Here is a 24,809-nt window from a genome sequence, read left to right as displayed (position 1 = left end):
TCACACCGGGCTCCGCCGGTCGTCGTCAGACGTTCGCCGGCTCCGGGGTGCGGTCGGACTCCTCGGCCTGCGGACCGGCCGGGCCGGACCGCTTCGCGGCCTTCTTCGCCGCCCGGCGCTCCTTGCGGAGCTCGATCATCGCGTAGAGCGTCGGGACGAGGAGGAGGGTGAGGAGGGTGGAGGTGATCAGACCGCCGATCACGACCACGGCGAGCGGCTGGGAGATGAAGCCGCCGTCCCCGGTGATGGACAGCGCCATCGGCAGCAGCGCCATGATCGTGGCCAGCGCCGTCATGAGGATCGGGCGGAGACGGTGGCGGCCGCCCTCGATGACCGCCTCCACGACGCCGTAACCCTGCGACCGGTACTGGTTGATCAGGTCGATCAGCACGATGGCGTTGGTGACCACGATGCCGATCAGCATCAGCATGCCGATCATCGCCGGGACGCCCAGCGGGGTGCCGGTGGCGACCAGCAGGCCGATCGCGCCGGTCGCCGCGAAGGGGATCGAGACGAGCAGGATCAGCGGCTGGACCAGCGAGCGGAAGGTGCCCACCAGGAGCATGAAGACGATGGCGATGGCCGCCAGCATCGCCAGGCCGAGCGAGGAGAACGCGTCGGACTGGTCCTGGGAGACGCCGCCGATCTCCGCGGTGGCCCCTTCCGGCAGCTTCAGAGCGTTGATCTCGCTCTGGAGGGTGGCGCTGACCGCGCCGGTGTTGTCGCCGGTCGGCTTGGCGGTGATGGTCGCCGAGCGGGCCCCGTCGATCCGGGTCATCTGGACCGGGCCGGGCACGGTCCGCACGGTGGCGAGGGTGCTCAGCTTGGCCGGGCCCGCCGGGGTCGGGACGGTGAGGTTCTTCAACTCCTCCTCGGTGGTGGCCGGGTGGGCCGACTTGATCACGATGTCGCGCTCGGTGTCGTCCAGGACGGCCTTGCCGCTGGTGGTGCCGCGGACCGCCTGGGTGACCGCGCCGCCGAGGGTGGTCTGGTTGTAACCGGCCGCGGCCGCCTTGGCGTTGGGCTTCACGGAGATCCGCGGGACGCTCTGGGAGAGGTCACTCTGGACGTCGGTGACGTCATCGAGCCCGGCGACGGTCTTGCGGACCTGCTCGGCGGCCTTCTCCAGCACCGCACCGTCGGCGGCCTTGACGACCACGCTCAGGTCCTGGTTGCCGAAGCCGCCGCCCGCGGTGACGGTGGTCTCGCCGATGGACGTGCCGAGCTTGTCGAGGCCGTCCCGCAGATCACCGGTGACCTTGTCGGCGTCCACGTCGTCGGCCAGCTTGAGCTGGTAGGAGGCCTGGTTGGCGCCGGTGCCGCCGCCGAAGGCCGCCATGAAGCCCGAAGAGCCGACGGTGACCTGGTAGTCGGCGATGCCGTCGGTGTCCGCGAGCAGCTTCTCGACCTTCTCGGCCTGCTTGTCGGACGCGTCGAGGCTGGTGCCGGGCTTGAGCTCCTGCTTGACGGTGAGGGTGCCCTGGTCGCCCTGGTCGAAGAAGTTGGTCTTCAGGAGCGGGCCCATGCCGAAGGTGCCGAGGAGGATGACGACGGCGATGACCACGCTGGTGACCCGGCGGCGGGTCGCGAAGCGCAGGACCGGGACGTAGAGGCGCTGGAGCGGGCTCCGGGTCTCCTTCTCCTCGGCCTGGCGCCGGAGTTCCTCGGGGTCGCTGCCCTCGGGGATCTCGGGGGCGCGCAGGAACCAGTACGACAGGACCGGGACGACCGTCAGGGAGACGATCAGGGAGGCCAGCAGGGCGACCGTCACCGTCAGCGAGAAGGAGCCGAAGAGGGCGCCGACCATGCCGCCGACCACACCGATCGGGAGGAAGACCGCGACCGTGGTGAGGGTGGAGGAGGTGATCGCGCCGGAGACCTCCTTGACCGCGGAGAGGATGGCCTCGCGGCGCTCCTCGCCGTAGCCCAGGTGCCGCTTGATGTTCTCCAGGACGACGATGGAGTCGTCGACGACGCGGCCGATCGCGATGGTCAGCGCGCCGAGGGTGAGCATGTTGAGCGAGAGATCCCCGGTCCACAGCACGATCAGGGTGATCACGACCGAGAGCGGGATGGAGACCGCGGTGACCAGCGTGGAGCGCAGGCTGAGCAGGAAGACCAGGATCACGATGACCGCCATGGCGAGGCCCAGCAGGCCCTCGGTGGTCAGCGATTCGATCGACTTGGAGACCGCCGGGCCCTGGTCGGAGACGACCGTGACAGCGGCGCCCTTGCCCAGGTCCTGACGGATCTCGGGGAGCTGGTCCTTGACGGCGTCGGATATGTCGACCGCGCTGCCGTCCTGGTCCATCGTCACGCGGACGGCGAGGCTGGGCTTGCCGTTGGTGCGGGTGAGGGAGGTCGGGGTGGCCGACTCCTCCTTGACGGTGGCGACATCACCGAGCCGGACCGCTTCGGCCGGCCGGCCGGCGCCCGCGCCCGGACCGGCACCCTCGGCGCCCGCGGCCGGCGCGATCCGCAGGTCCTTGATCTGCCGTACGGAGCTGAAGCCCGCGCCGACCTGGACGGTCTTGCTCCGGCCGTCCTCGGCGAACGAACCGGCGGGCACCGAGGTGCCGCCGGCCTCCAGCGCCTGGCCGAGTGCCTGGGAGGTCAGCCCGGCGGCGGCGAGCTTCTTGTCGTCGGGGGTGACCGCGACGATCCGGTCCTGGACGCCGTCCACGGTGACCTGGCTGACGCCCTCGATGTTCTTCAGGTCCGGTACGACGCTGCGGTCGAGCTGGTCGGCGAGGCTCTGCTGGTCCCGGCCCGACGAGGAGACGGCGAGGACGACGGTGGGGATGTCGTCCGTCGAGCCGGCCACCACCTGCGGGTCGACGTCCTTGGGCAGCTTCGCGCGGGCGCGGTTCACGGCCTGCTGGACATCGGCGACCAGACGCTTGGAGTCATTGCCGTAGTCGAACTGCGCCATGATGACGCCCGAGCCCTCGCTGGACGTCGAGGTGACGGTCTTGATGCCGTCGACCGCCTGGATGCCGTCCTCGAGCGGCTCGATCACCTGCTTCTCGACGACTTCGGGCGAGGCGCCCTGGTACGGCGTCAGGACGGACACCATCGGGAGTTCGATGGACGGCAGGAGCTGCTGCTTCAGCTGGGGGATCGCGATGGCGCCGAAGGCGATCGCCACGATCGACACCAGCGCTATCAGGCCCCGTTGTACGAGGCTGAGTCGGGACAGCCAGGTCATGGGTGGGGTCTCTCTTCTGTTCTACGAAGTCGGCGGGACCGTTCTCGGGCCCACCTACACCTTCCGCCATGCCGTGGCCGGTTTTCCTCGCTCGCAAGTCGGTTTCCGGCCGTAAGCCGTACCGCGTTCGGAGTAGGGCGTGCCCCGCCCTCACTGCACCCGTGGGCGTACGAGTCCGGACTCGTAGGCGATGACGACGAGCTGGGAACGGTCCCGGGCGCCCAGCTTGGCCATCGCACGGTTCACATGCGTCTTGACGGTGAGCGGGCTGACCTCCAGCTGCTCGGCGATGTCGTCGTTGGGCAGCCCGCCGGCCACCAGGATCAGCACCTCCCGCTCCCGGCCGGTGAGGGTCGCCAGCCGCTCGCTGCCCCGGCCGCCGGGCCCGCCGTCGGCGGAACTGCCGCCCTGCGCGAGGAACTTGGCGATCAGCCCCTTGGTGGCGGCGGGCGAGAGCAGCGCCTCACCGGCCGCCGCGATCCGGATCGCGTTCAGCATCTCGTCCGGTTCCGCGCCCTTGCCGAGGAAGCCGCTGGCGCCGTTCCGCAGCGACTGCACCACATAGTCGTCGACCTCGAAGGTGGTCAGGATGACCACCCGGACGTCGGTCAGCTCCGGGTCCTGGCTGATCAGACGGGTGCCCGCCAGGCCGTCCACACCGGGCATCCGGATGTCCATCAGCACGACATCGGGTCGCTCGGCCCGGGTCAGCTCGTACGCCTGGGCCCCGTCGGAGGCCTCCCCCACCACCCGCATGTCCGGCTCGGAGTCGACCAGCACCCGGAAGGCACTGCGCAGCAGCGCCTGGTCGTCGACGAGCAGCACCTTGATCGTCACAATGTCTCCCCCGTACGGACGGTCTGGAGCGGAAGGGTCACCCGTACCTGGAAGCCGCCGGCCGCGCGCGGGCCGGTCACGACCGTGCCGCGCAGCGCGAAGACCCGCTCCCGCATCCCGATCAGGCCGTGGCCGCCGCCGCTGTCCTCCGGCTCGCCGGGCCCGCCCGCCTCCACGGGCGGCCGGTCGCCGCCCTTCTGCCGCGGGATGCCGGCCCGGCCCGCGCCGTCGTCCAGGACGGTCACGGTCAGCGTGGTGTCGGAGTGGCTGATCCGTACCGTGGCACGGGCCCCCGCACCGGCGTGCTTGTGGACATTGGTCAGCGCTTCCTGGACCACCCGGTAGGCGGTGAGGTCGACGGAGGCGGGCAGCGGCCGCGGCTCCCGTGGGATGTCCAGGTCGACCGGGATGCCGGCCCGGACGAACCCGTCGACGAGCTGATCGAGCACACCGAGGCCCGGCGCGGGCTCGGTCGGCGCCTTGGGGTCGTCGGACTGCCGCAACAGGCCGACGGTGGCGCGGAGTTCCTCCAGCGCCGAACGGGAGGCCTCCCGGACGTGGGCCAGCGCCTCCTTGGCCTGGTCGGGCCGGTTGTCCATGACGTGCGAGGCGACCCCGGCCTGGACGTTGACCAGCGCGATGTGGTGGGCGACGACATCGTGCAGCTCACGGGCGATCCGCATGCGCTCCTCGGCGACCCGGCGCCGGGCCTCCTCCTCACGGGTGCGCTCGGCCCGTTCGGCGCGCTCCCGGATGGCGGTCACGAAGGCCCGGCGGCTGCGGACCGCGTCACCGGCCGCCGCGGCCATGCCCGTCCAGGCGAAGATCCCGATGTTCTCCTGGGCGTACCAGGGGCGGGGCCCGTAGAGCATCGCGGCGGCGGTCAGCCCCACCACGGTCAGCGCGCCGACCCGCCAGGTGGTGGGCCGGTCGGTGCGCGAGGCCAGGCTGTAGAGGGCGATCACGGCGGAGGCGGCCACCGGGGCCCGCGGGTCGCTGGAGCGGGCGACCAGTTCGATGATGGTGAGCGAGCCGGTGGCCGCCAGGACCGTACGGGGCAGCCGGCGGCGCAGGATCAGGGCGGCACAGGCCAGTGCGGCCAGCACCACGGTGATGGCGGACGGCTCATGGGCGGCGAAGCGCGGGCCGTGCGGGCCGTGCGGGTCGGCCACCGCGCCGAAGAGTATGCAGGCGAAGGCGGCCCCGGCCACGACGGCGTCGCAGGCGAGCGGATGCTTCCGGTGCCACCGGAAGCGGCCGGCGCGGGGCGCGTCCGGGCGGGGGTCGAGGAGGCTCACAAGAGCAAACGGTAGCGCCCCGGTCCCTCGCGGGGCCGGGGCGCGGTGCGCTGGAGTGGAGTGTGCAGGCCGCGAACGGCCAGGTTTCAGCCCGGGATGAGGCCGTCGTCGCCGAGCATTTCCCGGACCTCGCCAAGGGTCGCCTCCGGGGCGGGGAGGATGAGTTCGGACGGTTCCAGGGCGTCGTCGGGAAGCGGTGTGCCCATACGGCGCACCGCCTCCAGCAGGGCCCCGAGGGTGCGCCGGAAACCCGCCTCGTCGCCGCTCTCCATCTCGGCGAGCAGCTCATCGTCCAGCTTGTTGAGCTCGGTGAAGTGGGCGTCGTCCAGCTTCACCTGGCCCTCCCCCATGATCCGTACGATCACGACGGTCTCCCTTGGTCCGGTCCGACGATCTCTGCGAGGCTAACCGCCGCCGTTCCTCACTGCTTGTCGAAACGCGGCCGGTCCTGCTGCGGCGAGGACTGCGCCGCACCGTTCTGTCCGCTCTCGATGGCCTGCTGGCCGGCCGACGAACCGCCCGAGAGCTCCGCCTTCATCCGCTGGAGCTCCAGCTCGACGTCGCTGCCGCCGGAGAGCCGGTCCAGCTCGGCGGTGATGTCGTCCTTGGCCATACCGGACGGGTCGTCCAGCGCACCGGAGGCCATCAGCTCGTCGATGGCACCGGCCCGGGCCTGGAGCTGCGCGGTCTTGTCCTCCGCGCGCTGGATGGCCATGCCGACGTCGCCCATCTCCTCGGAGATGCCGGAGAACGCCTCGCCGATCCGGGTCTGAGCCTGGGCGGCCGTGTAGGTGGCCTTGATCGTCTCCTTCTTCGTACGGAAGGCGTCGACCTTGGCCTGGAGCCGCTGCGACGCGAGCGTGAGCTTCTCCTCCTCACCCTGGAGCGTCTGGTGCTGCGTCTCCAGGTCCGTGACCTGCTGTTGCAGCGCACTGCGCCGGGTCAGCGCCTCACGGGCCAGGTCCTCGCGGCCGAGCGCCAGCGCCTTGCGGCCCTGGTCCTCCAGCTTGGCGGACTGGCCCTGGAGCTGGTTGAGCTGTAGCTCCAGGCGCTTACGGGAGGTCGCCACGTCGGCGACGCCGCGGCGTACCTTCTGAAGCAGCTCCAGCTGCTTCTGGTACGAGTAGTCGAGGGTTTCGCGCGGGTCTTCGGCCCGGTCCAGGGCCTTGTTGGCCTTCGCGCGGAAGATCATCCCCATCCGCTTCATGACACCATCGCTCATGGGCCTCGCGCGCCCCCTTCTGACCGAGTCACCTCGGGCTTAGGCTCCAGCACATCTACAGACCCCACAGTACGGGCCCTGGTTCCATTACCGCACTGTTCGCGCCCGGATGCGCTCCTCCTCCAGGACGATCGGGGGCGCGGCTTCTCCCGCCCAAGGAGTAGGGAGAGTCCGGACAACCGGCGCGATGTCTGATCTGTCCTGGCAGGAAGGGGCTTCTGTCCTGGTAAGACCCCGGTCGCGGGACGCGCCGTTGCCGGATCGTTCCCCGTCGGACCGTGGCTCACCCGCGGCGAGCACGTACCCTTGGGTTTTGTGTTCCGAAGCCGTTCGAAGGATGAGCAGGCCGCGACCGCCAAGGTGACCGCGGACCAGCCCCAGCAGCCCCGCGACCCGCAGGCCCCCAAGGGCCGCCCGACGCCCAAGCGCAGCGACGCCCAGTCGCAGCGCCGCTCGCGTGCGCATACGCCGGCCAACCGCAAGGACGCGGCCAAGGCCCAGCGTGAGGCGCGCCGTGCCGACATGGCCCGCCAGCGTGAGGCGATGGCCAGCGGCGACGAGCGGTATCTGCCGGTGCGCGACAAGGGACCGGTGCGCCGGTTCGCGCGGGACTATGTCGACTCCCGCTGGGCGGTCGCCGAGTTCTTCCTGCCGATGGCCGTGGTGATCCTGGTGCTCACCATGATCCGGGTGCCGTCGATCCAGAGCATCGCGCTGCTGCTGTGGCTCGTGATCATCGTGCTGATCGTGCTCGACTCGGTCCTGATCTGGTTCCGGCTCGGCAAGCTGCTCCAGGAGCGCTTCCCGAACGAGAACCTCAAGGGTGTGAAGGCGTACGCGGTGATGCGGACGCTCCAGATGCGCCGGCTGCGGCTGCCGAAGCCGCAGGTGAAGCGGGGCGAGAAGCCGTAGTCGCGCGCGGCAGGGACTACGTGTGACGCCGGGCCGGACCCCTCAGGGATCCGGCCCGGCGTCTTCGGCTCTCAGCCCTCCGCGTCCGCGTGCAGGCTCATGGGGCCCGCGTAGATCTCGGTAGCGTCCTCGAAGAGCCTGACCTGGTCGACGCCGCCCTCCAGGAGGGCCTTCCACTCCTCGCCGATCCAGGACTCCGCGTCGCCCTGCGTGGTGAACTCCTCGGGTTGCACGGCCGGCGCCGTCTCCGAACCGTCGGCCTTCTCGAACCGCCACGTCCACGCCATCTGCGCCTCCTGGATCCCACCGAGTACGAGTCTGTGCCACCGCGGAGCGCGTCGAAGTGCCCTCCGCCGGGCCGTGCTTCCGTGCTGATCGGCAGCCTAACGGCCGTGTCGAGTCCGCCCCCGCCGCGCCCGCCGGGCGGGGACGCGAGAAACTCGGCGGTGTGGATGTGACTCTCCTCGGCACCGGGGCCCCGCAGGGGCTGCCGCGCCCCGGCTGCCCGTGTGCCGCCTGTGCGACCGCCGTCGGCGACGAGACGCGGGCGGCCACCGCGCTGCTCGTCGACGGTGCGCTGCTGATCGATCTGACGCCGGGCCCGGCCTTCGCGGCCGCCCGCGCCGGGCAGTCGCTGGCGGGCGTGCGGCAGGTGCTGCTCTCGCATCCGCACGACGGTCCGGTGCTGGAGGTGCCGGCCGGGCTGCCGCAGCCGGGCCGGGTCGCGGACGGGCGGGAGCTGGCGCTGCTCGACGGGCACCGGGTGCGGGCCGTCGCGGTGGACATCCCGGGGACCGGCTACGAGATCTCCGGTGCCGAGGGCGAGCGGCTGCTGTATCTGCCGCCGGGTGCGGCCCCGTCCGGACTGGACGGCAACGGCCGGCCGGCGGGCGGCGGTGAGCCGGGCACCGGCGGCGGCCCGTACGACCTGGTGCTGCTCGACGTACTGGGGCGGCCCGAGGCGCTGGCCAGGCTGCGGGCGAGCGGGGCGGTCGACGCGGCGACGGATGTGCTCGCGGTGCACCTGGACCACGAGGTGCCGCCGGGGCCCGAGCTGCACCGGCGGCTGGCGTCGGTGGGGGCCCGCGCGGTGGCGGACGGCAGCACGCTGCGGGTCGGTGAGTTCCACGCGGTGCCGGATCTGCCGCGGCGCACGCTGGTGCTGGGCGGGGCGCGCAGCGGGAAGTCGGTGGAGGCGGAGCGGCGGCTCCTGGCCTTCCCGGACGTGGTGTACGTGGCCACCGGGGGCACCCGGGACGGCGACGAGGACTGGGCGCAGCGGGTCTCGCTGCACCGCGAGCGGCGCCCGAGCAGCTGGCGCACCGTCGAGACCTGCGATCTGGTGCCGCTGCTGGCCGCGGCCGGGTCCGGCGCGGACCCCGGCGCCCGGTGGCCGGCCGAGGCGTCACCGCTGCTCATCGACTGTCTGGCGCTGTGGCTGACGTATGTCATGGACGAGGTCGGGGCGTGGGACGACGAGACGTGGGAGGCCGGTGGCCGGCGGGCGCTGCAAGAGCGGACCGATGCACTGGTGGCGGCGGTGCGCGCGACGCAGCGGCGGGTGGTGGCGGTCAGCAACGAGGTCGGTTCCGGGGTCGTCCCGGCGACCCCGGCGGGCCGGCGGTTCCGGGACGAACTGGGGCGGCTGAACGCGGCGTTCGGCGCGGAGTGCGAGCAGGTGCTGCTGGTCGTCGCGGGCCAGGCGGTCGCGCTGCGGGGATGACGGAGGCCCTGCGGCCGGTGGCCGCTTGCGCCGCGGGACAACGAAGGTCCTGCGGCCGGTGGCCGCTTGCGCTGCGTGGATGACGGAGGCCCGGTGGGCACCGTGTCCGCTTGCCCGGGGGCGCGGCGCCGGGTGCTCTTGACCCGTGACCGAATCCGAGCGGACCGAGACGGCAGCGCCGGACGGATGGGGGCCGGGGGCCCTCCGTGAGCCGGGGGCGCGTGGGCGGCGTTTCGACGCGGCCGTACGCGGCTACCTGGCGCGGTATCCGGAGGCGACGGTGGTCGCGCTCGGGGAGGGGCTCGGTACCGGTTTCTGGCGGCTGGACAACGGGCGGCTGAACTGGCTGACGGTGCTGGCACCCGAGACCGCCGCGGTGCGCCGGATGCTGCTGCCGGACGGTCCCCGGCGGCGTACGGTCCCCCGCGCGGTGACCGATCACCGCTGGCTGGACGCGGTGCGGGAGCCGGAGCGCGGGGTCGTCGTCACCGCGCCGGGGGTGCTGATGCGGCTGCCGCCGCCCGCGGTGCGTGCGCTGCTGGCGGCGTGTGCGGAGCGGTTTCCCGGTGGTGCGCTGGTCTTTGACGCCCTGCCACGGAGGGCGATGGCGCTGGCCCGGCGGGCCGCCGGGCCGGGCGGCGGCCGGTGGCCGGGTCCGGTGCGCTGGAGTCTGGACCGGGCCGAGCTGCCGCGGGTGGCCGGCGCGCACCCGGGCATCGTCGCGGTGCGCGAGGTCGGCCCGGCGGGGTGGCTCCGCCGGATGCCGGTGCTGGGCGCGCTGACGCCCCTGGTGTGCGAGGTGCGGTTCGCGGCCGCCCGTTCCCCCCGGCGGGCCTCGTCAGCGGTGAGTTGACGGTAATCTGCGCCCAATGAGCGCCCTGAACCTCGATGACTTCGCCCATCTGATCGAGCGCCCCGACGGCGGTGTGCGCCGTGACGCCGAGGAGCGGCGGGCGCGGCTGGCCGTGCCGCCGGGAGCCCTCGGCCGCCTCGACGAACTGGGCGAATGGCTGGCCGCGGCACAGCAGCAGGTGCCGGTGCGGCCGGTCGGGCGGCCGCGGGTGCTGCTGTTCGCGGGCGATCACGGGGTGGCGGAGCTGGGGGTGTCGGCCCGGCCGGCCGGCGGCACCCGGGATCTCGTACGGGCCGTGCTGGACGGGGCGAGCCCGGCCGCGGTGCTGGCCCGCAGCACCGGGGTACCGCTGCGTGTGGTGGACCTGGCGGTGGACTGCGACCCGGAGGAGCTGCCCGAGGAGGTCACCCGGCACCGCGTGCGGCGGGGTTCGGGACGGATCGATGTCGAGGACGCGCTGACGGCCGAGGAGGCGGAGGCGGCGTTCCGGGCCGGGATGGCGATCGCGGACGAGGAGGCGGACGCCGGCACCGATCTGGTGGTGCTGGGCGATCTGAGCGTCGGCGGGACGACGGTGGCGAGCACGCTGATCGCCGCGCTGTGCGGGACGGACGCCTCAGTGGTCACCGGACGGGGCGGCGCGGGGATCGACGACTTGGCGTGGATGCGCAAGTGCGCGGCGATCCGCGACGCCCTGCGGCGGGCCCGTCCGGTGCTCGGCGACCAGCTGGAGCTGCTGGCCGCGGTCGGCGGCGCGGATCTGACCGCGATCACCGGTTTTCTGCTCCAGAGCGCGGTGCGCCGTACTCCGGTGATCCTCGACGGGGTGGTCTCGGCCGCCTGTGCGCTGGTGGCGCAGCGGGTGGCGTTCCGGGCGCCGGACTGGTGGCTGGCCGGGCAGGCGAGCGGGGAGCCGGCGCAGGCGAAGGCTCTGGACCGGATCGCACTCAACCCTCTGCTCGACCACGGCGTCACTGCGGGTGAGGGGACGGGGGCGCTGCTGGCCCTGCCATTGGTGCAGGCGGCCGCGGCCCTGGCGGCAGAACTGCCCGTACGCGACTGACCCGTGGCCGGCCCACCGTGGCCGGCTCCACCGGAAGCGCCCGGGCGGGGGCCCGGGCCCGGGCGCTCACTTCACGCCCGTACCGGACCACCGGCGGCGCCCCATAAGATCGCGCTTTACACGTTTTATGGGAGACATCGCTTGAGTCCGGACGAAGGCCGCCCGCGCGGCTCATGGTCGCAGCGTGGTGCCGCGTTCGGCATCTGGTATCTGCGCACGGTCACCTTCCTCAATTTCCTGAGTGCGGTGTGGGTGTCGTTCGGCAATGACATCCGCCGGCACAACAGCGCGGAATTCTTCACTCCGTATCTGCTGACGGCGGGCTTCGCCTCCGCCGCCTTCTCGCTGTTCCTGTCGGTCACCCTGCGACGGCGCAAGCGGGCGGCGTGGATTTTGAATCTGGTGCTGTCCGGGCTGCTGACGCTGCTGTTCACCTTCGGGATGGTGGTGGCCCCGGAGTTCCGTGGCCATGTGCAGAACTGGGTGTCGCTGGTATTGACCGCGCTGTTCGCCGTCGCATTGGTGGCCGGGCGCCGGGAGTTCTCCGCGAAGGGCGACCGCGCGAACCCGAAACTGGCGGCGGCGGTCGCGGCCGGCGGTCTGCTGGCCGCCTCGCTGCTCGCGGCGCTGCTGGTGACCGTCACCAACACCGCGGCCGGCCCCTCGACCTTCGTGCAGCGCTGGCGCTACGGCCTGATGCGGCTGGTGTCGCTGGCCGCCGACGACCGTGCGTTCCCGGAGATCGCCACCCCGAACTGGGTCAATGTCGCGATCAATGTGCTGAGCACGCTGCTGCTGGTCGCGGTCCTGTGGGCGGCGTTCCGGTCCGTACGGAGCACCGAGGCGCTCACCGCGGACGACGAGGAGCGGCTGAGGGCCCTCCTGGCGCGGCACGGCGACCGCGATTCGCTGGGCTACTTCGCGCTGCGGCGTGACAAGAGCGTGCTGTTCTCCCCCAGCGGCAAGGCCGCGGTCACCTACCGGGTGGTGGGCGGGGTGTCGCTGGCCTCCGGCGATCCGCTGGGCGACCCCGAGGCCTGGCCGGGGGCGATCGAGGTGTGGCTGGCCGAGGCACGGGAGCACGGCTGGGCGCCGGCGGTGATGGGGGCGAGCGAGGAGGGCGGCACGATCTACGCCCGGCACGGACTGGACGCGCTGGAGCTGGGCGACGAAGCGATCGTGGACACCGCGGAGTTCACCCTCGGCGGCCGTGCGATGCGCACGGTCCGGCAGGCGTACCACCGCATCGAGCGGGCCGGCTACACCGTCCGGATCCGCCGCCACGAGGACATTCCGGCGGCGGAGATGGACCGGCTGCTGCGGCTGGCCGACGACTGGCGCGACGGGGAGACGGAGCGCGGCTTCTCGATGGCGCTGGGCCGGCTCGGCGACCCCGGGGACGGGCGCTGCGTGATGCTCGAATGCCGGAGCGGCGGCGCCGGGGAGGAGGCCGGGGAACTGCGGGCGCTGCTCAGCTTTGTGCCGTGGGGTGAGAAGGGCCTTTCGCTGGATCTGATGCGGCGGGACCGGAACTCCGAGAACGGCCTGATGGAGTTCATGGTGCTGGAGCTGATCCAAAGGGCGAAAGAGGTGGACGTCACGCAACTCTCGCTCAACTTCGCGATGTTCCGTTCCGTCTTCGAACGTGGATCGCGACTCGGCGCGGGCCCGGTGCTGCGCCTGTGGCGCTCGCTGCTCAGCTTCTTCTCCAGGTGGTGGCAGATCGAGTCGCTCTATCGCGCCAATGCGAAATACCGGCCGATCTGGGAGCCGCGGTACATGCTTTTCGAAAAGAGCACCGATTTGCTGCGCATCGGAATCGCCGCCGGCCGCGCGGAAGGCTTTCTGGAAGCACCCGGTCTGCCCAAGTGGCTGAACCGCAAGCACCTGGAGAATGTGAGATGACCTCCGCTGGGGCGGGGCGGCGGCAAGGACCCGCGCCGGGCCGGGGAGGGATGCCCGTGCTGCGTCGCGCCGCGCGCGCCGAGTGGGGCCCGCTGCTGCGGACGGTACGGGCCGCGCTGGCCGCCTCGCGGCTGCGGGCGATCCCGGTGACGCTCACCGCGGTGGGCCTGACCCTGGTCTTCCAGTTCGTGCAGAACCAGGCCTGGGGCTACCGGACGATCCAGAACCTCGGCTCCGTACAGGCCGATGAGCATCTGTGGCTGGCGCTGCTGCGTACCCCGCTGTCACTGTTCGTCCCCGCGCTGGACCTGCCGGTGTGGGGCGCTCTGGCGCAGATCCTGGTGGTCTTCGGGATCGCCGAGATCTGTGTGGGCCGGCGCCAACTGCTGGCCGTCGCCTACCTCGCCACGCTCGCCGGGACGATGTACGCCCGGATCGGCATCTGGATCGGCCCGGTGAGCCCGCTCGGGCTGCCCGACTCGGACAAGTACGTCACCGACACCGGGCCGTCGGCGGCCGTGGTGGGGCTGGCGGTGTTCGTGTGCTGGCGCTATCGCGCCTGGTTCACCTGTGCCGCGGTGTCGGTGGCGATGGTCGTCGAGGTGGTGTCGATCAAGAACAACCTGGCGGGCAAGGAGCATGTCGCGGCGGTGCTGGCGGTGCTGGTGCTCTGCGGGCTCCGGGAGCTGTGGTCGCCGCGGAAGCCGGGCGACGCGCAGCGGGTCAGCGGCTCGGCGCACCCCCGATGAAGTTCTCGACCCTGCGGCGCAGCGCCGACCAGCGGCGGTCGTGACGGTCGGCGCGGACCCGGGCACGGGCCCGCGCCTTCGGCCGGTTGCGGTAGAAGCGCCGGGCCCAGGGCGAGTGGGGCCGGGCCAGCCGGATCGCGCCGAAGAGCGCGACGAACGGCACGAACACCCCGACGACCGCGATCCGGCCCTTGCCCTTGATGAGGGCGATCACCGCGAAGAGGAAGTTGACGGCCACCGTCCGCACCACCGTCAAACGGTCGGTCTCCTCATCGGGGCTGAGTTCATTGACGCCGAACGGCAGGAAACCGCCGAGGATCAGGGCGACCAGGGCGACGGTGAGGATGACGATCTCGACGCTCTTGGTGCCCTCCTCCGTCCAGTACACGTCGTCGAGGTGCAGGACGAGCGCGAACTCGTCCAGGACGAGGCCCACCCCGATCCCGAAGACCACCGCCGCGACCCCGGTGCCGAAGCCGCGCCGCCCGCCGGCCAGCGCGATGAACCCGCCGAGGACCATCAGCACCACCCCGGGAACGACATGGTGGATATGGACCCCGCCCGGGGTGATGTTGCGGAACGGTCCCTTGCCCGCGCGGATGAGCCGGGTGACGGTCCGGGTCACCAGGAAGGTCAGCACGAACGAGGCGAGGGCGAGCAGCAGCGGCAGCTTCCCCGGCTCGACGATGTTGCGGTACCACCATTGGCCCATCCCACACGCTCCCCTTTGTCGCGTAAGGACACATAGCCACCATTAGGCCCTGTCCGGGCGGCCGGAACCGGCAGTCAAACGCGGCGGACGCCCGGATAGCCTGCCGCGGTGACCGAGACCCCCGCTCCCGTGGCCCCGTCCGACGCCCTGCGCTTCGCGTTCGGCACGCTGACCGTGCTGCCGGTCCGCGTCACCCGCTGGGACCGTGCGGCGGCGCGCGGCGGGATGCTCTGCGCACCGCTGGCCGGGCTGGTGGTCGGGCTGTGCGCGGCCGCGGCCGGCGGGGCGCTGCTGGTGCTCGGCGGTGGGCCGCTGCTCGCCGCGGTCGGCAGCGCCGCGGTGCCCGCCGTGCTCACCCGCGGGCTGCATCTGGACGGGCTCGCCGACACCGCCGACGGCCTGGGCAGCGGCAAGCCCGCCGAGGACGCGCTGCGCATCATGAAGCAGTCCGACATCGGCCCGTTCGGGGTGATCACGCTACTGTTCACGCTGCTGGCGCAGGTGGCCGCGCTGTCCGAGCGGTACGCGGCGGGCTGGGCGCACGGCGCCGTCGCGGCGGCCGTCGCGGCGGTCACCGCACGCTGCGCGCTGACCCTCGCCTCCCGCGCGGGGGTGCCGGCCGCCCGTCCGGAGGGACTCGGCGCGGCGGTCGCGGGCACCGTCCCGGTGCGGGCGGCGCTGCTGTGTGCGGTGCTGGTGGCCGCCGGATGCGCGGCCGCCGGTGCCGGCTTCGGCCCGTACGGCGCGCTGCACGCCGGGCTCGCGGCGCTGTGCGGCCTGGGGCTGGGCGAGTTGCTGCTGCGGCACTGCCGGCGGCGGTTCGGCGGGGTGACCGGTGATGTGTTCGGGGCGCTCGCGGAGAGCGCGGGGCTCGCGGCACTGGTCGTGCTGACGCTCGGTTAGCCTGCCCCGGCGACCCCTTCCGCCTACTCAACTGGCGTGTACAGAAGGGCAGTTCACCCGGTATGCCGGCAACCGCCGGGGCACCGTTATGTGCCGGTGTGCTATCGGACGGGCCTTGTGGCGCCGCCGAGCGTAGGCTCAGCCGGAGCAGCGCGCTGCGCGCAGACGGATTCCCCGGACGGAACAGGACCCTCATCACCGTGACTGCACTGACCCTCAGTACTTCTTCCGCCGCGACGCTGCGCGCGGATGCCGTCGTCGTCGGCGTGGCCAAGGGCGCCAAGGGCGTCGTTGTCGCCCCCGGCGCGGAAGCCGTGGACCAGGCCTTCGGCGGCAAGCTCGCCGCCGTGCTGGAGACCCTCGGTGCGAGTGGTGCCGAGGGCGAGGTGACCAAGCTGCCCGCCGCGGACGGCCTCAAGGCGCCGGTCGTGCTGGCGGTCGGCCTCGGTGACGCGCCGGCCAAGGGCGACGGCTTCGGCCACGAGGCGCTGCGGCGCGCCGCGGGCAGCGCCGCCCGCGCGCTGACCGGCAGCAAGAAGGCCGGCTTCGCGCTGCCCGTCGAGGACGCCGAGGCGGCCGCCGCGGTGGGCGAGGGCGCGCTGCTCGGCGCGTACTCCTACGCCGCGAAGCGCGACAACGGCGCCGCGAACGGCAAGGGCGGCAAGAAGAACGACGCCAAGTCGGCGCCGCTCGGGGAGGTCGCGCTCCTCGGCACCAAGCCGCGCGACAAGGACTTCAAGGCCGCCGTCGCGCGCTCCGAGGCGCTGGCCGCGGAGGTCAACCGCGCCCGTGACCTGATCAACATGCCGCCCAACGACCTCGACCCGAAGACCTTCGCGGCCGAGGCGCAGGCGGCGGCCAAGGAGTTCGGCCTCAAGGTCGAGGTGCTCGACGAGAAGGCGCTCAAGAAGGGCGGCTACGGCGGCCTGATGGGCGTCGGCCAGGGCTCGCAGGCCCCGCCGCGGCTGGTGCGGATCGCGTACACCCACCCCAAGGCCGACAAGACCCTGGCACTGGTCGGCAAGGGCATCACCTACGACTCGGGCGGCATCTCGCTCAAGCCGGCCGGCCACAACGAGACCATGAAGTGCGACATGAGCGGTGCGGCCGCGGTGTTCGCCACGGTCGTGGCCGCCGCCCGGCTGGGCCTGGCGGTGAACCTCACCGGCTGGCTCGCGCTCGCCGAGAACATGCCGTCCGGCTCCGCCACCCGTCCCGGTGACGTCCTGACCATGTACAGCGGCAAGACCGTCGAGGTGCTCAACACCGACGCCGAGGGCCGGCTGGTGCTGGCCGACGCGCTGACCCGCGCCTCGGAGGAGTCGCCGGACGCGATCGTGGACGTCGCCACCCTGACCGGCGCGATGGTGCTGGCGCTGGGCCACCGCACCTTCGGGATCATGTCCAACGACGACGCTTTCCGTACCTCGGTCCACGAGATCGCGGAGGAGGCCGGCGAGCAGTCCTGGCCGATGCCGATGCCGTCCGAGCTGCGCAAGGGCATGGACTCCCCGGTCGCGGACCTCGCCAACATGGGTGAGCGGATGGGCGGCGGCCTGGTCGCCGGACTGTTCCTGAAGGAGTTCGTCGGCGAGGGCATCACCTGGGCCCACCTGGACATCGCGGGCCCGGCCTTCCACGAGGGCGCGCCCTGGGGCTACACCCCCAAGGGCGGCACGGGCTCCGCGGTGCGCACGCTGGTCCGGCTCGCCGAGCGCACCGCCGCGGGCGACCTGGGCTGACGGGCCGCGCCGGGGCCTTCCCCGCCGTTGCCCGTGATATCCGCCACGGCCCCGGGCAGCCCGCCCGGGGCCGTCGGCACGGGTGCGCCGCGCGGCCGTCCCGCGTTCGCCCTCGACGAAATCCGTACGTCCACGCGTTTCCGGCCACCGCCCCTCCCCGGTGATGCCGCGCGGCGCCGCATATTCCGTACGCCTCAGTAACCCGTACGGGGCGGCCGATCGCCGTCCCACAGCCCGGCCCGCCGTCCCGGCTTCGTGGAACAAGTGCGAAGATGGGTTCTCGGCAGGACAGGGCCCCCCTTACCCAGGGCCGAAGTAAAAGCGGCCGAACCACAGCCGCCGTCCGGTCATTGGAGACCGGCTCCGGCGTACCCATGCATGGAGGACGTGACGTGGCGAACGACGCCAGCACCGTTTTCGACCTAGTGATCCTCGGAGGCGGTAGCGGTGGTTACGCCGCTGCCCTGCGCGGGGCGCAGCTGGGCCTGGACGTCGCCCTGATCGAGAAGAACAAGCTCGGCGGCACCTGCCTGCACAACGGCTGCATCCCCACCAAGGCTCTGCTGCACGCCGGTGAGATCGCGGATCAGGCTCGTGAGGCCGCCCAGTTCGGTGTCAAGACCTCGTACGAGGGCATCGACATCGCGGGCGTCCACAAGTACAAGGACGAGGTCATCTCGGGCCTGTACAAGGGCCTCCAGGGGCTGGTCGCCTCCCGCAAGGTGACCTACATCGAGGGCGAGGGCCGGCTGTCCTCCCCGACCTCCGTCGATGTGAACGGCCAGCGTGTCCAGGGCCGCCACGTCCTGCTGGCGACCGGCTCGGTGCCGAAGTCGCTGCCGGGCCTGGACATCGACGGCAACCGCATCATCTCCTCGGACCACGCGCTCACGCTGGACCGCGTGCCGAAGTCCGCGATCGTGCTGGGCGGCGGCGTCATCGGCGTCGAGTTCGCCTCCGCGTGGAAGTCCTTCGGCACCGACGTGACCATCATCGAGGGCCTCAAGCACCTCGTCCCGGTCGAGGACGAGAACAGCTCCAAGCTGCTGGAGCGGGCCTTCCGCAAGCGCGGCATCAAGTTCAACCTCGGCACCTTCTTCGACAAGGCCGAGTACACCGCCGACGGCGTCAAGGTCACCCTGGCCGACGGCAAGACCTTCGAGGCCGAGGTGCTGCTGGTCGCGATCGGCCGCGGGCCGGTCTCGGCGGGCCTCGGTTACGAGGAGCAGGGCGTCGCGATGGACCGCGGCTATGTCCTGGTCGACGAGTACATGCAGACCAACGTGCCGACCATCTCGGCCGTCGGTGACCTCGTTCCCACCCTCCAGCTCGCGCACGTCGGCTTCGCCGAGGGCATGCTGGTGGCGGAGCGGCTGGCCGGTCAGAAGACCGTGCCGATCGACTACGACGGCGTGCCGCGCGTGACGTACTGCCACCCCGAGGTCGCTTCGGTGGGTATCACCGAGGCCAAGGCCAAGGAGCTGTACGGCGCCGACAAGGTCGTCGCTCTCAAGTACAACCTCGCGGGCAACGGCAAGAGCAAGATCCTCAAGACCACGGGCGAGATCAAGCTCGTCCAGGTCAAGGACGGTGCCGTGGTCGGCGTCCACATGGTCGGTGACCGTATGGGCGAGCAGGTCGGTGAGGCCCAGCTGGTCTACAACTGGGAGGCCCTGCCGGCCGAGGTTGCGCAGCTCGTGCACGCGCACCCGACGCAGAACGAGGCGCTCGGCGAGGCCCACCTGGCCCTGGCCGGCAAGCCTCTCCACTCCCACGACTGACCCCAGTCCCGGGCGCGACCACATCCGCACCACACTTGTAAGGAGCAACTGAAACCATGGCGGTTTCCGTAACCCTGCCGGCGCTCGGCGAGAGCGTCACCGAGGGCACCGTCACTCGCTGGCTCAAGGCCGAGGGTGAGCGCGTCGAGGCCGACGAGCCGCTGCTCGAGGTGTCGACCGACAAGGTCGACACCGAGATCCCGGCCCCGGCGGCCGGCGTCCTGACCGCCATCAAGGTGGCCGAGGACGAGACCGTGGAGGTCGGCGCCGAGCTGGCCGTCATCGACGACGGCACCGGTGCGCCGGCTGCCGCTCCGGCGCCCGCCGCCGCCGAGGCCCCCGCGGCCGAGGCGCAGCCCGAGCCGGCCCCGGCCCCGGCCCCCGCGGCCGAGGCCCCGGCCCCCGCCGCTGCCCCCGCGGGCGGCGCCGAGGGCACCGACGTCGTCCTCCCCGCGCTGGGTGAGAGCGTGACCGAGGGCACCGTCACCCGCTGGCTGAAGGAGGTCGGCGAGGAGGTCCAGGCCGACGAGCCGCTGCTGGAGGTCTCCACCGACAAGGTCGACACCGAGATCCCCGCCCCGGCTTCCGGCACCCTGCTGGAGATCGTCGTCGGTGAGGACGAGACCGCCGAGGTCGGCGCCAAGCTCGCCGTCATCGGTGCCGCGGGTGCGGCCCCGGCCGCCGCGCCGGCTCCGGCCGCCCCGGCCCCCGCCGCCGCTCCCGCGCCGGAGCCCACCCCGGCTCCGGCACCGGCTCCGGCCGCTGCCGCTCCGGCTCCCGCCGCCCCGGCCGCTCCGGCCCCGGCTCCGGCCCCCGCGCCGGCTCCGGCCGCCGCTCCCGCCGCCCCGGCTCCGGCCGCCGGTGAGGGCGCGTACGTCACCCCGCTGGTGCGCAAGCTCGCCGCCGAGAACGGTGTGGACCTCGGCACGGTCAAGGGCACCGGCGTCGGTGGCCGTATCCGCAAGCAGGACGTCATCGCCGCCGCCGAGGCCGCCAAGGCCGCCGCGCCGGCCGCCGCCCCGGCCGTGTCGAAGGCTCCGGCCATCGAGGCGTCGCCGCTGCGCGGTCAGACCGTCAAGATGCCGCGGATGCGCAAGGTCATCGGCGACAACATGATGAAGGCCCTGCACAGCCAGGCGCAGCTGACCTCCGTGGTCGAGGTGGACATCACCAAGATCATGCGGATGCGCAACCAGGCCAAGGACGCGTTCGCGCAGCGTGAGGGCGTCAAGCTCTCCCCGATGCCGTTCTTCGTCAAGGCCGCGGTCCAGGCGCTGAAGGCCCACCCGGTCATCAACGCCCGGATCAACGAGGACGAGGGCACCATCTCCTACTTCGACACCGAGAACGTCGGTATCGCGGTGGACGCGGAGAAGGGCCTGATGACCCCGGTCATCAAGGACGCCGGTGACCTCAACATCGCCGGTATCGCCCGCAAGACGGCGGACCTGGCGGGCAAGGTCCGCGCGAACAAGATCACGCCGGACGAGCTGTCCGGTGCGACCTTCACCATCAGCAACACCGGTTCGCGCGGCGCCCTGTTCGACACCGTCATCGTGCCCCCGAACCAGGTCGGCATCCTGGGCATCGGTGCGACCGTCAAGCGCCCGGTGGTCATCAACCACCCGGACCTCGGCGAGACCATCGCGGTGCGCGACATGACCTACCTGGCGCTCTCCTACGACCACCGTCTGGTGGACGGCGCCGACGCCGCCCGCTACCTGACCACGGTCAAGCAGATCCTGGAGGCCGCCGAGTTCGAGACCGAGATCGGTCTCTGAGTCCCGGCAGTCGCGCAGCAGGCGTGTCCTAGGGGCCGGCCCCGGTTCGTACGAGCCGGGGCCGGCCCTTTTGCGCACCCCGGGCCCCGTGCCCGGGGTGCGCGTCCACCTCGCGGTTTTTGACCGGCCCCGCGCGCGCCTCCCGGATAATGGCCCTCTGTCACCGCCCGCTCTGAAGGAGCACCTCATGACCCCGCCCGTCGTCCATTCGCTGCGCGAGCAGATCCGCGAGCACATCCTTGAGGGGATCGTCAGCGGCCGCTGGCAGCCGGGCGAGCGGATCGTGGAGCGGCGGATCGCGGTGGAGCTGGAGGTCAGCCAGACGCCCGTACGGGAGGCGCTGCGCGAGCTGGAGTCGCTCCAGCTGATCGAGTCGGCGCCGAACAAGGGCGTGCGGGTGCGGAATCTGACCGCCGACGACCTCAAGGAGAGCTACCCGGTGCGGGCCGGGCTGGAGCAGGTGGCCGCCGAGCTGGCCGCGGGGCGGCTGTCCGAGAACACCGCGGCGCTGGAGCGCGAGGTGGCGGCGCTGCGCGAGGCGGATCTGGCCGGTGACGGGGAGGCGCAGGTACGGCACACGGTGGCCTTCCACCGGGAGATCGTCCGGGCGGCCGGGAACGCCGTACTGCTGCACACCTGGGAGTCGCTGGGCATCGAGGTCTGGACGACGCTGTCGATCCGCTGGTTCAGCCCGGAGCCGCGCTCGCACGCCCAGGACCACCAGGAGATCGTGGACGCGTTCCGGCGGCGCGATCCGAAGATCGGTGCCCTGCTCAAGGCGCATGTGCTGAGCTGCGCACCCCGGGTCTGAGGCGGCGCCGCGAGGGCGCGGAAACCCCCGTTCGGGAGTGGCACGCGGTGCCCGAAATCGCGGCACCCCGTGCCGACCTGCGGTTTTTCCTTCGTTGAGCGTTGATCGATCATCGATCAGAGGCGTATCGTCCTCCCTCGGGGCGCGACAACCCTGCCTGCCGAACTCGTAGGGGGTGTCGTCAAGGCCGCCGTCCACCCTGAGGACGCGGCCCGGTCACGACGGCACCCCCGAGCTACCTCCCGTCCGGAAAGGGGCCACCCATGCCCGATCCCGTGCGCCTGCCGTACAGCCAGCTCGACCAGCTCCCGGATCGCGACCCCGAGGAGACGACCGAGTGGCGCGAGTCGCTCGACGCCGTCACCAAGGCAGCGGGCCCGCATCGCGCCGCGTACCTCATGCGCCGTGCCCTTGAGCACACCGCGCGCACCGAGGGCACCGCCCTGCCGTCCCTCCTGGAGACGGACTACGTCAACACCATCCCGACCTCCGCCGAGCCCGACTTCCCGGGCGACGAGGCGATGGAGGCCCGGATCACCGCCTGGAACCGCTGGAACGCCGCCGCGATGGTCACCCGCGGCTCCGCGCTGGGCCTCGGCGGGCACATCGCCACCTTCGCCTCCGCCGCCTGGCTCTACGAGACCGGCTTCCAGCACTTCTTCCGCGGCAAGGAAGGCGACGGCAGCGGCGACCAGCTCTACATCCAGGGCCACGCCTCCCCCGGCGTCTACGCCCGCGCCTTCCTCGAAGGCCGCCTCACCGAGGACCACCTCGACCGCTTCCGCCAGGAGACCGGCGGCGAGGGCCTGCCCTCCTACCCGCACCCGCGGCGGCTGCCCTGGCTGTGGGAGTTCCCCACCGTCTCCATGGGCCTCGGCCCGCTCTCCGCGATCTACCAGGCGCGCTTCAACCGCTACCTGGAGCACCGCGGCATCAAGGACACCGCCAACTCCCACGTCTGGGCCTTCCTGGGCGACGGCGAGATGGACGAGCCCGAGTCGACCGCCGCCCTGGCGCTGGCCGGCCGCGAGGGCCTGGACAACCTGACCTTCGTCATCAACTGCAACCTCCAGCGCCTCGACGGTCCGGTCCGCCCCAACTTCAAGATCGTGCAGGAGCTGGAGGCCCAGTTCCGCGCGGCCGGCTGGAACGTCGTCAAGTCGCTGTGGGGCCAGGCCTGGGACGAGGTCTTCGCGCTCGACACCGACGGCGCCCTGATCCGCCGCCTCGGCGAGACCCCCGACGCGCAGTTCCAGACGTACGCCACCCGCGACGCCGCCTACCTGCGCGAGCACTTCTTCGGCGCCAACGAGTCCCTGAAGGCCCTCGCCAGCCGGCTGACCGACGCCAAGCTGCTGGAGCTGTTCCAGACCTCCCGCGCCGGCCACGAGCCGCGCAAGGTGTACGCCGCCTACCGGGCCGCCGTCGAGCACAAGGGCGCGCCGACCGTCATCCTGGCGCAGACCGTCAAGGGCTACACCCTCGGCACGGGCTTCGAGTCCCGCAACGCCAACCACCAGATGAAGAAGCTCACCATGGCGGAGTTCCGCACCATGCGTGACGTGCTCGAACTCCCCATCCCGGACAGCGCGCTGGAGGGCGACCAGGTCCCGTACTGGCGCCCCGCCGACGACTCCCCCGAGATGGTCTACCTGCGCGAACGGCGCGCCGCCCTCGACGGCCCGGCGCCCGCCCGCAAGGTCGTCGCCAAGCCGCTGCCGATGCCCGCCGACAAGAGCTTCGACGCGCTGAAGAAGGGGTCCGGCAGCCAGGAGATCGCCACCACCATGGCGTTCGTCCGGCTGATCAAGGACCTGATGCGGGACAAGGAGACCGGCAAGCGCTGGGTCCCGATCGTCCCCGACGAGGCCCGTACCTTCGGCATGGAGTCCCTCTTCCCGACGGCCGGCCTCTACTCCCCCAAGGGCGCGACGTACGACCCGGTCGACCGCGATCAGCTGCTCTGGTACAAGGAAGCCAAGGACGGCCAGATCCTCAACGAGGGCATCACCGAAGCCGGTTCGCTCGCCGACTTCACCGCCGCCGCGACCTCGTACGCGACGCACGGCGAGCCGATGATCCCCTTCTACATCTTCTACTCGATGTTCGGCTGGCAGCGCACCGCCGACCAGTTCTGGGCGCTGGCCGACCAGTTGGGCCGCGGCTTCGTCATCGGCGCGACCGCCGGCCGTACCACGATGACCGGCGAGGGCCTCCAGCACGCCGACGGCCACTCGCACCTGATCGCCTCCACCAACCCGGCGGCGCTCTCCTACGACCCGGCCTTCGCCTACGAGGTCGCGGTCATCGTCAAGGAGGGCCTGCGCCGCATGTACGGCCCGGACGCCGAGGACGTCTTCTACTACCTCACGGTCTACAACGAGACCAAGGTCCAGCCGGCCATGCCGGAGGGCGTCGAAGAGGGCATCCTCAAGGGCCTGTACCGCTTCAACGAGGGCACCCGGCCCGAGGCCGACAGCCCGCAGCTCCAGCTGCTGGCGTCCGGCACCGCCATCCACTGGGCCCTGGAGGCACAGCAGCTGCTGGCCGACGACTGGGGTGTGGCGGCGGACGTCTGGTCGGCGCCGTCCTGGACGGAACTGCGCCGGGACGCCCTGGAGTGCGATGCCGCCCGTCTGGACGGCGAGGACCGTATCCCGTACGTCACCCGCGCGCTGGCCGGGGCCCCCGGCCCGGTCGTCGCGCTGAGCGACTGGATGCGGGCGGTTCCCGACCAGATCGCCCCCTGGGTCGAGCAGGACTGGACCTCCATCGGCACCGACGGCTTCGGCCTCTCGGACACCCGCGAGGCGGCCCGCCGCCACTTCGGCGTCGACCCCCAGTCGGTCGTCGTCCAGGCCCTGGCCGCACTCGCCCGCCGCGGCGAGGTCAAGCCGGAGGCCGTCAAGGAGGCCAAGGAGCGCTACGGCCTCTGAGTCACGGGCCGCGCCGCGGCCTGCAGGGGCGGCCGGCTGGCCGCCCCGTGCCCCCTCGGGGGCACCCCGATCTCCCGTGCGGAGGCCACCTTCCCGCGCCCGGAGCCTCCGCACGGGATCCCACCACCGGCCCGGCCGGTCACGCCCTGACTACGGCCGGGCCGGGATTTCCTTGTGCGGGTTTGCCGTGGGCTGGGGCGCGGTTCGCCTACGGCGGGTGGGTGGCGGGTCGGAGGGGACGCCCGGTACCCCGTCCTCGGCGCGGGCGGCCCTGGTCCCAGAAGTTGGGAGCCCCGGCGTTCGCTCCGGTCCTCCGGGCGGGGCACCGGACATCCCCTCCGACCACCGTCCGTGCGCGGCTGACCCGCCGTAC

General features: G+C 72.2%; 19 protein-coding genes. 12 read left to right on the top strand and 7 right to left on the bottom strand.

Annotated elements, in window-relative coordinates; all coding sequences use genetic code 11:
• Nucleotides 1–25 precede the first annotated feature (25 nt).
• From TU31_RS33880 to TU31_RS33860, 5 genes are all read right to left on the bottom strand, one after another.
• The gene (locus TU31_RS33880) at nt 26–3,208 is read right to left on the bottom strand and encodes an efflux RND transporter permease subunit (RefSeq protein WP_042161904.1); all 3,183 of its coding nucleotides are present in this window, start codon (nt 3,206–3,208) and stop codon (nt 26–28) included.
• Nucleotides 3,209–3,358: 150 nt separating this feature from the next.
• Entirely contained in the window at nt 3,359–4,045 is a 687-nt protein-coding gene (locus tag TU31_RS33875; protein ID WP_042161902.1) for a response regulator, read from the bottom strand.
• Nucleotides 4,042–5,343: a sensor histidine kinase gene (locus TU31_RS33870; protein WP_042161899.1), complete on the bottom strand. Its 1,302-nt coding sequence runs from the start codon at nt 5,341–5,343 to the stop codon at nt 4,042–4,044. Before TU31_RS33870 ends, TU31_RS33875 begins: the two co-directional genes overlap by 4 nt.
• Nucleotides 5,344–5,429: 86 nt before the next feature.
• Complete coding sequence (gene pspAA / locus TU31_RS33865; protein WP_042161897.1) at nt 5,430–5,708, bottom strand: PspA-associated protein PspAA; 279 nt, start codon at nt 5,706–5,708, stop codon at nt 5,430–5,432.
• 56 nt (nt 5,709–5,764) lie between these two features.
• A complete protein-coding gene (locus TU31_RS33860) occupies nt 5,765–6,565 on the bottom strand; it encodes a PspA/IM30 family protein (RefSeq protein ID WP_078886103.1) in 801 nt (266 codons plus the stop codon).
• A 315-nt stretch (nt 6,566–6,880) separates the two neighbouring features.
• On the opposite strand from TU31_RS33860, the gene TU31_RS33855 reads away from it, so the two are divergent.
• A complete protein-coding gene (locus tag TU31_RS33855) occupies nt 6,881–7,477 on the top strand; it encodes a DUF3043 domain-containing protein (RefSeq protein WP_042161893.1) in 597 nt (198 codons plus the stop codon).
• Between the two features lie 71 nt (nt 7,478–7,548).
• Here TU31_RS33855 and TU31_RS33850 read toward each other — a convergent pair whose 3' ends face one another.
• Nucleotides 7,549–7,764 (bottom strand): hypothetical protein, encoded by a 216-nt coding sequence (locus tag TU31_RS33850; RefSeq protein ID WP_042161891.1) that lies wholly within the window; start codon nt 7,762–7,764, stop codon nt 7,549–7,551.
• Nucleotides 7,765–7,925: 161 nt separating this feature from the next.
• Between TU31_RS33850 and TU31_RS33845 the strand changes: the two genes are divergently transcribed.
• The 5 genes from TU31_RS33845 (at nt 7,926) to TU31_RS38875 (ending at nt 13,770) form a co-directional block, all read left to right on the top strand.
• Entirely contained in the window at nt 7,926–9,200 is a 1,275-nt protein-coding gene (locus TU31_RS33845) for a bifunctional adenosylcobinamide kinase/adenosylcobinamide-phosphate guanylyltransferase (protein ID WP_042161889.1), read from the top strand.
• Nucleotides 9,201–9,345: 145 nt separating this feature from the next.
• On the top strand, nt 9,346–10,053 hold the full coding sequence (locus tag TU31_RS33840; protein WP_042161887.1) for a class I SAM-dependent methyltransferase: 708 nt from the start codon (nt 9,346–9,348) through the stop codon (nt 10,051–10,053).
• A 16-nt stretch (nt 10,054–10,069) separates the two neighbouring features.
• Nucleotides 10,070–11,116, top strand: a complete 1,047-nt coding sequence (cobT, locus tag TU31_RS33835; protein WP_042161885.1) for a nicotinate-nucleotide--dimethylbenzimidazole phosphoribosyltransferase — start codon at nt 10,070–10,072, stop codon at nt 11,114–11,116.
• Between the two features lie 141 nt (nt 11,117–11,257).
• Nucleotides 11,258–13,021 carry a phosphatidylglycerol lysyltransferase domain-containing protein gene (locus TU31_RS33830; protein WP_042161883.1) on the top strand — a complete coding sequence of 588 codons (1,764 nt, stop codon included), beginning with the start codon at nt 11,258–11,260 and terminating at the stop codon, nt 13,019–13,021.
• A gap of 50 nt (nt 13,022–13,071) precedes the next feature.
• Nucleotides 13,072–13,770 carry a hypothetical protein gene (locus TU31_RS38875; RefSeq protein WP_245698958.1) on the top strand — a complete coding sequence of 233 codons (699 nt, stop codon included), beginning with the start codon at nt 13,072–13,074 and terminating at the stop codon, nt 13,768–13,770.
• Here the strand turns inward: TU31_RS38875 and TU31_RS33820 are convergent.
• Nucleotides 13,745–14,482, bottom strand: coding sequence for a hypothetical protein (locus tag TU31_RS33820; RefSeq protein ID WP_042161880.1), 738 nt, complete (start codon nt 14,480–14,482; stop codon nt 13,745–13,747). The genes TU31_RS38875 and TU31_RS33820 overlap by 26 nt on opposite strands.
• A gap of 108 nt (nt 14,483–14,590) precedes the next feature.
• Between TU31_RS33820 and TU31_RS33815 the strand changes: the two genes are divergently transcribed.
• The 6 genes from TU31_RS33815 to aceE all read left to right on the top strand — a co-directional run bounded on the left by TU31_RS33815 (nt 14,591) and on the right by aceE (nt 24,436).
• Nucleotides 14,591–15,385: an adenosylcobinamide-GDP ribazoletransferase gene (locus tag TU31_RS33815; protein ID WP_042161878.1), complete on the top strand. Its 795-nt coding sequence runs from the start codon at nt 14,591–14,593 to the stop codon at nt 15,383–15,385.
• 200 nt (nt 15,386–15,585) lie between these two features.
• Nucleotides 15,586–17,127 carry a leucyl aminopeptidase gene (locus TU31_RS33810; protein WP_042161877.1) on the top strand — a complete coding sequence of 514 codons (1,542 nt, stop codon included), beginning with the start codon at nt 15,586–15,588 and terminating at the stop codon, nt 17,125–17,127.
• A gap of 392 nt (nt 17,128–17,519) precedes the next feature.
• A complete protein-coding gene (lpdA, locus tag TU31_RS33805; RefSeq protein ID WP_042161876.1) occupies nt 17,520–18,908 on the top strand; it encodes a dihydrolipoyl dehydrogenase in 1,389 nt (462 codons plus the stop codon).
• 56 nt (nt 18,909–18,964) lie between these two features.
• A complete protein-coding gene (gene sucB, locus TU31_RS33800) occupies nt 18,965–20,689 on the top strand; it encodes a 2-oxoglutarate dehydrogenase, E2 component, dihydrolipoamide succinyltransferase (protein ID WP_042161874.1) in 1,725 nt (574 codons plus the stop codon).
• A 187-nt stretch (nt 20,690–20,876) separates the two neighbouring features.
• Nucleotides 20,877–21,500, top strand: coding sequence for a GntR family transcriptional regulator (locus TU31_RS33795; protein WP_042161872.1), 624 nt, complete (start codon nt 20,877–20,879; stop codon nt 21,498–21,500).
• A gap of 263 nt (nt 21,501–21,763) precedes the next feature.
• Nucleotides 21,764–24,436, top strand: coding sequence for a pyruvate dehydrogenase (acetyl-transferring), homodimeric type (gene aceE / locus TU31_RS33790; RefSeq protein WP_042161869.1), 2,673 nt, complete (start codon nt 21,764–21,766; stop codon nt 24,434–24,436).
• Nucleotides 24,437–24,809 lie beyond the last annotated feature (373 nt).

Source organism: Streptomyces lydicamycinicus (genome assembly GCF_000829715.2).
GTDB classification, from domain to species: domain Bacteria; phylum Actinomycetota; class Actinomycetes; order Streptomycetales; family Streptomycetaceae; genus Streptomyces; species Streptomyces lydicamycinicus.
The sequence above is the reverse complement of the archived record's forward strand: the minus strand, read 5'-3'. Positions and strand labels throughout refer to the sequence as shown.

Coding starts and splice junctions, on each gene's coding strand:
- aceE (WP_042161869.1), top strand. CDS start 21,764: ATGCCCGATCCCGTGCGCCTGCCGTACAGCCAGCTCGACCAGCTCCCG.
- TU31_RS33860 (WP_078886103.1), bottom strand. CDS start 6,565: ATGAGCGATGGTGTCATGAAGCGGATGGGGATGATCTTCCGCGCGAAG.
- TU31_RS33850 (WP_042161891.1), bottom strand. CDS start 7,764: ATGGCGTGGACGTGGCGGTTCGAGAAGGCCGACGGTTCGGAGACGGCG.
- TU31_RS33795 (WP_042161872.1), top strand. CDS start 20,877: ATGACCCCGCCCGTCGTCCATTCGCTGCGCGAGCAGATCCGCGAGCAC.
- cobT (WP_042161885.1), top strand. CDS start 10,070: ATGAGCGCCCTGAACCTCGATGACTTCGCCCATCTGATCGAGCGCCCC.
- TU31_RS38875 (WP_245698958.1), top strand. CDS start 13,072: ATGCCCGTGCTGCGTCGCGCCGCGCGCGCCGAGTGGGGCCCGCTGCTG.
- TU31_RS33880 (WP_042161904.1), bottom strand. CDS start 3,208: ATGACCTGGCTGTCCCGACTCAGCCTCGTACAACGGGGCCTGATAGCG.
- sucB (WP_042161874.1), top strand. CDS start 18,965: ATGGCGGTTTCCGTAACCCTGCCGGCGCTCGGCGAGAGCGTCACCGAG.
- TU31_RS33820 (WP_042161880.1), bottom strand. CDS start 14,482: ATGGGCCAATGGTGGTACCGCAACATCGTCGAGCCGGGGAAGCTGCCG.